The sequence below is a fragment of the Epilithonimonas hominis genome (genome assembly GCF_003730015.1).
GTDB classification, from domain to species: Bacteria; Bacteroidota; Bacteroidia; order Flavobacteriales; family Weeksellaceae; genus Epilithonimonas; species Epilithonimonas hominis.
This window is the reverse complement of record NZ_RJTU01000075.1, coordinates 1-10,493: the sequence shown is the minus strand read 5'-3', so window position 1 is coordinate 10,493 and position 10,493 is coordinate 1. Positions and strand designations below refer to the sequence as shown.

Below are 10,493 nucleotides of genomic sequence, written 5' to 3'. Positions count from 1 at the left end.
AGTTATCATTTTTATTTTCCACCCCAAGGTTTGAGATTGATCCTTATTATTATTCTACCGTTTTAATCTTTTTTTGTAAGCTAAATAAGGATTTCAGCAGATAAAAAACTTAGCTCCATTAGTTTTAACAAATTTTGGCAAAGAAATTGACTATTGATCATTCGTAAACAATTATAATTCAGTTGCTATGAATATATCTTATTATGATTTTAAAAATCTTCCGAATGAATCTCAGTGTGATATCATTTTCAACGAAGGCCATCTAATGAGCGAGACTGTGAAAGATGAGCTTAGATTTGTTTTATACGAGATTTCACAATTTTCTGTAGAACTCGTATACAGTAAAAACAGAATTGCGACCATCAATGTTTATCAAAATAAAGCTGCATACGTTCATTAATAACCTATTCTATCGGTAAAAAACTATTTTTTATAATAACAAATTTTTATTCTTTTCCTCAATCCACCGACTCATATATTTGGTAGAATTCAATTGATGATGCTGTAGAATTTTTCCAAGAAAATGCGTATTTCTATGGTTATCGATATGATCTGTTATTTTATATAATGTAGTCCAGAAAGGTAGAATATGAACAGTCTTACAATAAACCTGTTCCAAAATTACGCTTGCATTTTCATTAGCCTGATTCCAGATTGATTCATTGGTATATAAAATCACTGCTTTGTTAGTAAATTCCTCATCAGAATCCTCTATAAAGCCATTCCAAGGGAGATCTCTAGACATAGCTTCTGCACCCACAGAACTCGTAACATTAGGCAATCCGAACTTCATACTTTCCCACAATTTTCCTTTCAGTCCTGCGCCAAAAGGAATTGGAGCAAGCAAAACTCTGTACTTTCTGAAAATTTCATCAGCAGACACAGCTCGTCCTTTAACCAAAAATCCTTCTTTCTCGTTGTGAAGCTGAAAAACTTTTTCTGTAGCATATGCTCCATATATATGAAGCTCTGCTTCCGGAAGATTTTTTCGGATATATTTCCAGATTTGTTTCAATTTCAGAACCGTCTGCCAGTTTGGTTCGTGAAGAAAATTACCAATGCTTACAAAATGTTGTCTTTTTTGAAAAGAAGTCGTGTTTTTCTCAATCTCTTCAGCCAAGAAAGGCAAATAAAAAAGAATCTCAGCATCTATTCTGAAAGTCTTTGTTAATAATTCATATTCAAATTCAGAAATAATGAGAGAAAGATCACACCGCAGAATTGAAGCTATCTCTCGCAGAAAAACACCATTGATCAAATCATTATGATTGAAGTCTCTTTTTTCCTTAAACGCCTTGTGTCTTGCCTCTCTCAGGAAATGCAAATCTTCCGTATCCAGAATTTTTACCGCTCTCGGGCAATGTTCCGAAACGCGCCAGCCAAATTGTTCCTCTGTAACATATCGATCAAAAATCACAATATCAGGATCAAGTATTTTTATTTTATCATCGAAACTTTCCTGGTTGATTTCAATAGGATGAACCTCGATTTGCTCTGAAAACTCAACATTATTAGCAGCAGTAAGAAAGCTGATTTTATAACCTGCTTCAGAAAAAATCCCAATAAGTTGCATCATCCGCGTTCCAGCAGCGGTAGATTTTGGCTCAGGAATCACCTGCCCGATAATTACTAAATGTTTCACAGAACAAAAGTAATTATTCTGAATATTATTATGGGATGACTCTCATTTGTAGACATTGATGAATCACAAGTTTTCGGCATCATTTTTCCATACATTCACAAAATTCTGTTATGATAAGATCTGTTATTTCTGTTGCTTTTTGTCTCGGCTTCTTATTTGTTTCTTGCCAGCAAAAAGAATCTGTCAAAAATCGTCCTCTGGTGGAAACAGAAAAGCCAAACTCTGATTACAAACCTGCATTTGCAGGACAGACCAGAATGATGCGTTACAAAACACAAACTCCATACAAGGTAGATGTTATCAATCATAATCTCGGTAAACCTTGGGGAATCGCACAATTACCCGATGGCAATTTTCTGATAACAGAAAAATCAGGCTATATCAACCTCATTTCTAAAGATGGAAAGTCTGTTACCAAGATCACAGGATTACCAAAAGTGGACAGCCGCGGACAAGGTGGGCTTTTGGATATTGTAATTGACCCAGATTTTGATAAGAATCAAACTATCTACTGGTCATTTTCAGAACCTTACGAAAAAGGAAATTTGACTTCAGTAGGAAAAGGCGTTTTAAACGGAAATAAAATAATCAATTCCAAAGTGATATTCAGAGCAACACCTTCTTATGATGGAAGACTGCATTATGGAAGCCGGCTGACTTTTGACAAAACCGGAAATCTTTTTGTGAGCACAGGCGAAAGGTCTGATTTGGAAATGCGACCGTTGGCTCAGGATTTAAAAGCTTATTTAGGAAAAATTATTAAAATCGATAAAGAGGGAAAACCAGCTGCAGGCAATCCTTTTATTGGAAGTAACAAAACTCAACCAGAAATCTTTTCATAGGGACACAGAAATCCACAGGGAATTGCCATTCATCCAGAAACCGGTGAACTTTGGGAAACCGAAATGGGTCCAAGAGGTGGAGATGAAATCAACTATATCCAAGCTGGAAAAAATTACGGCTGGCCAACAATGACTTACGGAATCGAATATTCTGGGGAGAAAATTAATAACGGTGTCACCAAAAAAAACGGTTTGGAACAACCGGTTTATTATTGGGATCCTGTAATATCTCCAAGTGGAATTACGTTTTACACCGGAAATATCGAGGAGTGGAAAAATAATCTTTTCATCGCTTGTTTAAGTGGCGAAAAAATCAACAGAATCATCCTCGAAAATAATAAAGTTGTTGGAGAAGAACGATTATTAGAAGACCAAGGCGAGAGATTCCGCGATGTGTATGATGGAAAAGACGGGAATCTTTATGCGATTACGGACAGCGGGAAATTGTACCGAATTTCTAAGAAATAATTACTGTTTCTTAACTCTATCAGCTTTCTTAATTCCCTGAAAATCTTTTAGATAAAAAGGTTCAAAGTAAGCCACATCTTCAAAATCTTTCAAATTAAATTTCTCAATAGATTTCTTAATCAATCCTTTTGCTGATGGATAAATGTCAAATTTGAATTCTGCGTTTGGAAGATTAAGAATGTCTTGTGCTTTTTTTGCGCCGTCTCCAATGAAGAGAACTTTCTTATCAATCAATTCTGAAAAAGAAGTTTCATCAAGAATTTTGGCTTCGGTTTCAGAAATCATTTTGCCGGATTTTCCATCAAAAACAGCGGTATAAACTTCCATTCTTCTGGCATCAATCAAAGGAATAATTAAATCAAAACCTTGATTGACGAATTCCTCAACCATAGAATCCAAGGAATTAATGGCAACTAAAGGAAGCTTCAAACCATAACAGAAACCTTTGGCAGAAGCCGCTCCAATCCTAAGACCTGTGTAAGAACCAGGACCTTTTCCCAAAGAAACAGCATCCAAATCTTTTAAAGATATTTCTGCGCCTTCCAAAGCCCATTCTACAAAACTGTGAAGACTTTCAGATTGTTTGTAATTATCAGAAACTTCTTCGCAAAGGCAAAGCAGATTTTCGCCATCAGAAATGGCAACAGAACAGTTTTTGGACGAGGTTTCTATGTGAAGGATTTTCATTATATGCGTATTTATATCTTTTTCCAAAAACTTCGTTTCGATGATATTCCAAATATTCTAATCGCTTTTCGTTAATAAATCTACTATCAAGAGAATAGGCTCCAATAAAATCTCTGAGTTCTTGATTGAGTCTCTCAGTTTCAGAGAATATTATTTTGCCATCATCTTCAAAAGTTATGTAACCTAAATCAAAAAGAGAATCAAGATTTCGACTTAGTAAAATACCATTATTGGGGTCATAAGCTTCTTCATCAGTCGAGGTAAAAAATGGCTTGATGTGGCTTGCTATTAAAACAGGATGTGCTAATCTTTCTACCATACAATTTTCTTGTTGGTATATTGAGAAGCTTTCTTCTTTAAGTTGGTTTTTATAAATCAAATGTAGATATGGATTTCTCTTTCTAATGATTACTTCCAAATTTTCTCCAAATATCTGTTTAGCATCTTCTGTGAAATACAATTCATTATTTACAAAAACAATATCATCCAATTTTCTTATTAAATTTGTTAAATAACCAATTTGATTGTATTTTCTTTCAATAAAATTAATTTGATCTGCTGTAAAAACGAATTCATTTAGTTCTACTCTAGTCAAATATCCTTTTTCATAGTTTTCAATATTAACTAACATTAATGCAATAATATCTTCTTGGGAAAGTTTACCAACTTCAACTAAAGTATTAATTAGAAAATTTATTTGGTGTAATTTTGAATCTTCGCTGATTGCTTTATTAAAACTAGAATAAGAATAAATAATTTTTGATAGAAGCGTACTTCTTTTTCTATTTGTTCTTGCATTAATATAATCAGTAGATTCTTTCGGATAAGAAAGTAAAAAAGAGTTAATAAATCCCATTTTTACCAATTGATTTATTGCTTTTCTTACAGAAATAAGATTGATTCCTAGAAATTTTTGAACTTTTTCTTGTAATGATAAATATTTATCCTCGCTATATTCGATCTCCTTAAATTCATCAATAAATTCTATACAAATTTTAAGTGTTCCTAAAAATTTACTCCCATTATAGTCTGTAAAAGCATTCGTTAAACTCCAATAATCTTCATAATTCTGTAAAGCCATAATCAATTTATTTTGTTATTAGTTTTTGTTTTCTACAATAAACAAATATTCGATATTAGATTTTTTGTTTTCCTTACCTGTTATTTTATAAATATGCGGCCTTTCTATGATTTTGATATTATCAGAATACTTTCCCAAAAGCTCAACAAGTATTTCTTTTGTGGGATAAGATGAATTATTATAGCTTAAATACCAATATTTAAAATTTCCTAGCTTAGAGAATAATTTATCGAATAAATCTATTGATGTTTTCTTATCAATAAAATTATTTACAAATGGCTCAATTTTTTTTCCGTCGATATATTCGTCCAACATCCCATAGAAACCGAAATAATTATTCATTGTTCCTGTGTATGGCGGGTCTAAGTATATAATGTCTGCTTGGAACTTTTCAATTGCATCAAAAACATCTTCGTTCAATGAAAGATTATTCTTCTCATTGTCAAAAACCGCACGATTATAATCATTTATATTCTCTAAAAAATGAGTTTTGAATGATTGATTGTGATAAGCTCTTTTTCTTTTATACTTTTCATAACTTAATTCTTCATTTCTTAATTCAACAATTTTTTCCCAATTAATATTAAATCGAGAATATGGCATTTTTCGAATCATTGCTCTCCGCATTAAAATCAAGGCTAATGCTTTTTTGTATTCGGAACTAAGTTTATCTATATTTTCACGATATAAATCTAGCTCTTTGCACTCTTTGGGAAAAAAGAAAACTTCAGAATAATTATTAAACATAAACCCCTCTTTTGGAATTCCTGAGAAAATCAAATCTATATCCTCGAAATCTAATTTTACCTCATTGTTTTCAACCAGAGCTTTCGAAATAAAATAATTTATTTTCAAGATATCATTCGAAATTACTTTTAACCCTTTAGCCTTTGAAAAATAACTTACAGAACATCCACCAGAAAATGCATCAAAGACACTTTCTGCATCTTTTGGAAAATAATCTGTTATCCATTTTGCAATTTTTTCTTTATTGCCAATAAAATTGATTTTAGGAAATTTCTGAATCATTTTTCATCATTATTTTTATTGCCGAAGCAATTTCTTTTGACAACATTGGAGGAACAGAATTACCTACTTGTTGTTGCTGGGATATAACCGTTCCTTTAAAAACAAAATCCATTGGAAAGGTTTGAATTGTTGCAAGTTCTCTGACCGTTAATGCTCTATTTTGTGAATAATGAAAAACCTTCCTCATATCTCCCGTTACACAAAATGAAGGCTCGGAACTTTTGTATCTAACATATTTTCTAACATCTCCACTTTTAGGTCGCAAATTTTCCGGAATTTCACTCCTATTACCACCATCAGAAACAAAACTCATTTTATGAATCATTTGTTCAGAGTGATTCATCGCTGTGTGATTAGGGATATCAGATTTTTCGCCAGAGTTTAACTTTGGTAAGGTATCGATTGCTTCTTTAATTGAGACATATTTCTCTGTAGTTTTTTCTGGAAATTTTATAAAATTTGAAATTCTATTTCCTATAAACAAAACTCTATTTCGGAACTGTGGAACTCCAAAATCAGCTGCATTAACAATTTTACAATCTATATTATATCCTAAATCTTTGAAAATTTTGATTATCTCTTTTTTTGTTTCTCCTTTATTGTGTGTAAAAAGTCTTGCAACATTTTCCATAACAAAATACTTGGGACGAACTATTTCAACAACTCTAGCAAACTCTTTAAAAAGTTGATTTCTAGAATCTTCTATAAATTTTCTGCCAATATTACCTGCCATACTAAATCCTTGGCAAGGAGGACCGCCAATAATGACATCAATATCTTGATTACTAGTAAATGATTTTATTTCTGCTGCGGTCAAAGAAGTAATATCTTTTTGAATTAGATGATGATTCGGAAAATTAGTTTTATAAGTTTCGCAAAAGCTAGATTCTATATCTACTGAAAATATATTTTTGAATCCACTTTTATCAAAACCTAAAGACATTCCACCAGCACCTGAGAACAAATCAATATATGTAGGAATATTATTCATCTAGAATTTATATTCAGCAAAAATATAATAAAAAAAATTTACAATTTATAATAACATTGGTTTTATTTCAAACCCACACTTTGCCGGCTCCACAACTTCCACATTCCTTTTTGTCGAATCCAGAATTCGAGAACAGACAATTTCATTTCAAATTCATCACTTTTATAAAGTCCTTTGACAGCAATGATTCTTCTGACATTTGCGAATTTATTTTTGATTTTAAATTCTTTCAGTTCCGTTTGTTTTACAGATTGATATTTTACTTTTCCGGATTCGAAATCTTTTTTGAAATCATCTTTATTCTGAATCCAGCCGTTGGAGTGTCCAAAAGAAACATCATCAGAAAACAATTCTAAAATCTTGGAATCATTATTTTCCATCAAAGAATCCAGCTTTGAAACTTGACTTAACAATGCTTTTTCCTTCTTGGAATAAGTCTGAGAAAATCCGAAAATAAAACAGAAGAAAAATACCGATGATAAAAACTTAATCATTAAATATTTCTATAAATTGTTCTTGGTTCTGCCTGCGCTTTTGGATAAATCGTCATATCAGAAACCGAAATTCTTTCCGGAACGTTGATGCAATAAGCAATTGCATCCGCAATATCTTCGGCAACTAAAGGTTCATAACCAGCATAGACAGTCGCAGCTCTCTCATCATCACCTTTGAATCTCACTTTGGAAAAATCGGTTTCTACAGCTCCAGGTTGAATATTCGTCACACGAATTCCGAATTCTGTCAGCTCGATTCTCATTCCTTCGGAAATCACATCCACCGCTTTTTTGCATGCACAATACACCACACCATTAGCATAAGTCTGTCTCGCTGCAACGGAACTGATATTGATGATTTGTCCGTTTCTTTTTTCTTTCATCAGTTTGATAATTGGCTGAGAAACATACAGTAGACCTTTCACGTTTCCATCCATCATGGCGTTCCAGTCTTCGACATTTCCATCAGAAATTGGGTCAAGTCCGTGAGCGTTTCCGGCGTTGTTAATCAATACATCGATATTTTTCCAATTTTCAGGAAGCGAATTAATTGCAGAAAAAACCTCATCAGAATTTCTAACATCGAAGTTTAAACTAAAAATCTCGGTTTCTTTTGATAATTCGGTTCTAAGTTCGTCCAAAACGTTTTGATTTCTTCCGCAGATAATCAATCTATTTTTTTGTTGTGCTAATAAAATCGCAGTCGCTTTTCCGATTCCGGAAGTGGCTCCGGTAATGAATATTGTTTTCAATTTTAAATTTGATTTAGTGATACAAAATTACATCATAGAAAAGAAAAATCCCGAATAATTCGGGATTGATTTATTTATTATCTCGTTGAAAATCCAGACTAACCGAATTCATACAATATCGAGTTCCTGTTGGTGGCGGACCATCATTAAAAACGTGTCCCAAATGCGAATCGCAGCGTTTGCAAAGAACTTCTATTCTTTCCATTCCGTGAGAAGAATCTCGTTTATAAATCACACCATCTTTATCAGCTTCGAAGAAACTTGGCCATCCGCAAGTGCTCGCAAATTTGGAGCTGGAACGGAACAGATGATTCCCGCAGACCGCGCAGTAATATTCACCGACTTCATCGAAATCATTAAACTTCCCTGTGAACGGATATTCTGTATTGGCTTCTCGGGCGATGGCGTAAACTTCTGGCGGAAGGATTTTTTTCCATTCTTCGTTGGAAACATTCAGTTTGGTTTTGTCAGTTCTTGAGTAATAAGGATTGTTGGCGTGTGTGTTATCTTCCATTGTTTTTTGTTGTTGGGGTTTGGTTAAATCAACTTTTTTCTGCGCGCAATTTTGCATCAAAAAAAAAGATAATATTAGAAAAACATAAAGCTTCATTGTTTAGCAAATTTAATAATTTCATTAGACAAACGCACTCATTCCCGTAATCGAGCGACCAACAATCAACGAGTTGATTTCTTTGGTTCCTTCATAAGAATAGATTGCTTCTGCATCGGCGACAAATCGGGCAACATCGTGTTCCAACAGAATCCCGTTTCCACCCATCACTTCTCTCGCCTGGGCCACAACATCACGGGTTCTGAGGCTACAAAATACTTTTGCCAAAGATGCGTGTTCGTCTTTCAAAATATCAGCATCCTGCATTTCGGACAATCTGAAAACCAAAGTCTGCATTGCTGTAAGGTTTGATAACATTTCTACCAAATGTCCTTGAATCAACTGAAAAGATGCAATTGGTTTTCCGAATTGTTTACGTTTTCTGGTGTAATCCAAAGCACTTTCGTAAGCACCTCTTGCGCAACCTGTTGCCATCCATGCAACGCCAGCTCTTGTCATTTGGAGGACTTTTGCTGTGTCTTTGAAACTGTTGGCGTGTTCCATTTTTTGAGAATCTGCGACGAAACAATCTTTCATTGTAATTAATCCGTTTTGAACAATTCTGAGTGCCATTTTTCCTTTGATTTTTTCAACCGAAAAACCTTCCGTTCCTTTTTCGACAATGAAACCTTTGACTTGATTATCATCTAAATCTCTTGCCCAAATAATAATGACATCTGCAAACGTCGCATTACCAATCCATTTTTTTTGTCCATTCAGAATCCAGCCGCCTTCAACTTTTTTGCAGGTTGTAGTCAGTCCGCCAGCAGCGCCGGAACCAACTTCTGGCTCAGTCAATCCAAATGCGCCAATCAAATCGAATTGTTGCATTCCTGGAAGATATTTTTGTTTCTGTTCTTCGGAACCGCATATATAAATTGAACCCATTGACAATCCGGATTGCACACCGAAAAATGTTGCCAATGACGCATCAACACGTGCAATTTCCATTGCGATGACGCCTTCCATCAGGAATGGTAGATTTGGGCAACCGTAGCCTTCATAAGTGACACCGCAGAGATTAAGTTTTTTGAATTTTGGAATCAGTTCGTGTGGAAAATCGTCGTGAAGCCAATAATCGTTGACCAAAGGTTTTGCTTCTTTTTCCATAAACTCACGGACTTTCAATTGAATTGCTCTCTGCTCATCCGTCAGTTTCATATGCAGCTCATAAAAGTCGCCATTAATAGGTGGTAATTCTTTTTTCTTACCAGACGAATCGAGCATTTTCGTCAATCCTTTGATTTGATTTTCGTCCAATTTTGAGAACTGATTCATCAGTTTTGGAAGGTCAACTTTTTGGGAGATTTTGGAGATTTGGTCTATATCGATATGTTTCAGGAGATTAAAAATTCCTTTGATTTTGGAAATAGTGCTGTTCATAGATTTCTGTTTTCTTGTAGAATGCAAAGAATATTCCTAAAAAGCTTTTACTAGTTTTCTTCAAAAATAAAAATTCGCAAACATAAATTTGCGAACTTAACATATTAGATTACAATTTGATAGCCCTTATATCTTTAATTATTTTACTACCATAGAACCGCTTTTCGTCATTGGTAAAATAAGATTGATTTTTGTTTACTAAATATTCTACATCTCTTCTTAATAATGGCACTCTCCATAAAATCTCTAATATAACATTCTCTTGTATAAGGAATCTTGATGTATATACCTTTCTTTGATTCAAGGAGCCTTTATATATTTTTTGTGGAGAGATAATTATTTCACATAAAAATTTGTCAAATCTTTGCTCAATAAATTTTCCTTTGTTACTTTCAATTTTTTCTTTTAAATAAAGATAAGCATCTTTTGGCGGTCTAAACATATCATTTGTTCTTATGTATAAACCTTCACTATAAACAATATTAATATCTTTTATCATTGTTGTCCGATAAAA

11 protein-coding genes and 1 pseudogene are annotated in these 10,493 nt (G+C 33.5%); 2 read left to right on the top strand and 10 right to left on the bottom strand.

All coding sequences use genetic code 11. From position 1 onward, the window contains the following. Positions 1-187: 187 nt before the first annotated feature. Positions 188-400 (top strand): hypothetical protein, encoded by a 213-nt coding sequence (locus EGH73_RS12050; RefSeq protein WP_089769973.1) that lies wholly within the window; start codon positions 188-190, stop codon positions 398-400. Positions 401-430: 30 nt separating this feature from the next. Here the strand turns inward: EGH73_RS12050 and EGH73_RS12045 are convergent, their stop codons facing one another. After that, positions 431-1,642: a glycosyltransferase gene (locus tag EGH73_RS12045; RefSeq protein ID WP_123282050.1), complete on the bottom strand. Its 1,212-nt coding sequence runs from the start codon at positions 1,640-1,642 to the stop codon at positions 431-433. Positions 1,643-1,752: 110 nt separating this feature from the next. Between EGH73_RS12045 and EGH73_RS12040 the strand changes: the two are divergent. Then, a pseudogene (locus EGH73_RS12040) lies at positions 1,753-2,952 on the top strand (PQQ-dependent sugar dehydrogenase). Here EGH73_RS12040 and tsaB read toward each other — a convergent pair. The 9 genes from tsaB to EGH73_RS11995 all read right to left on the bottom strand — a co-directional run. Next, complete coding sequence (gene tsaB / locus EGH73_RS12035; RefSeq protein ID WP_123282049.1) at positions 2,953-3,639, bottom strand: tRNA (adenosine(37)-N6)-threonylcarbamoyltransferase complex dimerization subunit type 1 TsaB; 687 nt, start codon at positions 3,637-3,639, stop codon at positions 2,953-2,955. It lies immediately after the preceding pseudogene. Then, positions 3,584-4,720, bottom strand: a complete 1,137-nt coding sequence (locus EGH73_RS12030; RefSeq protein ID WP_123282048.1) for an HNH endonuclease — start codon at positions 4,718-4,720, stop codon at positions 3,584-3,586. The genes tsaB and EGH73_RS12030 overlap by 56 nt, the downstream gene beginning before the upstream one ends. An 18-nt stretch (positions 4,721-4,738) precedes the next feature. Continuing rightward, positions 4,739-5,749: a DNA adenine methylase gene (locus EGH73_RS12025; protein ID WP_123282047.1), complete on the bottom strand. Its 1,011-nt coding sequence runs from the start codon at positions 5,747-5,749 to the stop codon at positions 4,739-4,741. Next, on the bottom strand, positions 5,730-6,740 hold the full coding sequence (locus tag EGH73_RS12020; protein WP_123282046.1) for a DNA cytosine methyltransferase: 1,011 nt from the start codon (positions 6,738-6,740) through the stop codon (positions 5,730-5,732). The genes EGH73_RS12025 and EGH73_RS12020 overlap by 20 nt, the downstream gene beginning before the upstream one ends. A 62-nt stretch (positions 6,741-6,802) precedes the next feature. Further along, a complete protein-coding gene (locus tag EGH73_RS12015; protein ID WP_123282045.1) occupies positions 6,803-7,234 on the bottom strand; it encodes a nuclear transport factor 2 family protein in 432 nt (143 codons plus the stop codon). Further along, positions 7,234-7,986 carry an SDR family NAD(P)-dependent oxidoreductase gene (locus EGH73_RS12010; protein WP_123282044.1) on the bottom strand — a complete coding sequence of 251 codons (753 nt, stop codon included), beginning with the start codon at positions 7,984-7,986 and terminating at the stop codon, positions 7,234-7,236. Before EGH73_RS12010 ends, EGH73_RS12015 begins: the two co-directional genes overlap by 1 nt. A gap of 70 nt (positions 7,987-8,056) precedes the next feature. After that, on the bottom strand, positions 8,057-8,500 hold the full coding sequence (msrB, locus tag EGH73_RS12005; protein ID WP_245985520.1) for a peptide-methionine (R)-S-oxide reductase MsrB: 444 nt from the start codon (positions 8,498-8,500) through the stop codon (positions 8,057-8,059). A gap of 120 nt (positions 8,501-8,620) precedes the next feature. Next, a complete protein-coding gene (locus EGH73_RS12000) occupies positions 8,621-9,979 on the bottom strand; it encodes an acyl-CoA dehydrogenase family protein (protein WP_123282042.1) in 1,359 nt (452 codons plus the stop codon). A 109-nt stretch (positions 9,980-10,088) separates the two neighbouring features. Further along, the coding region (locus tag EGH73_RS11995; protein ID WP_221177750.1) for a hypothetical protein at positions 10,089-10,493 on the bottom strand (405 nt) is incomplete at its 5' end.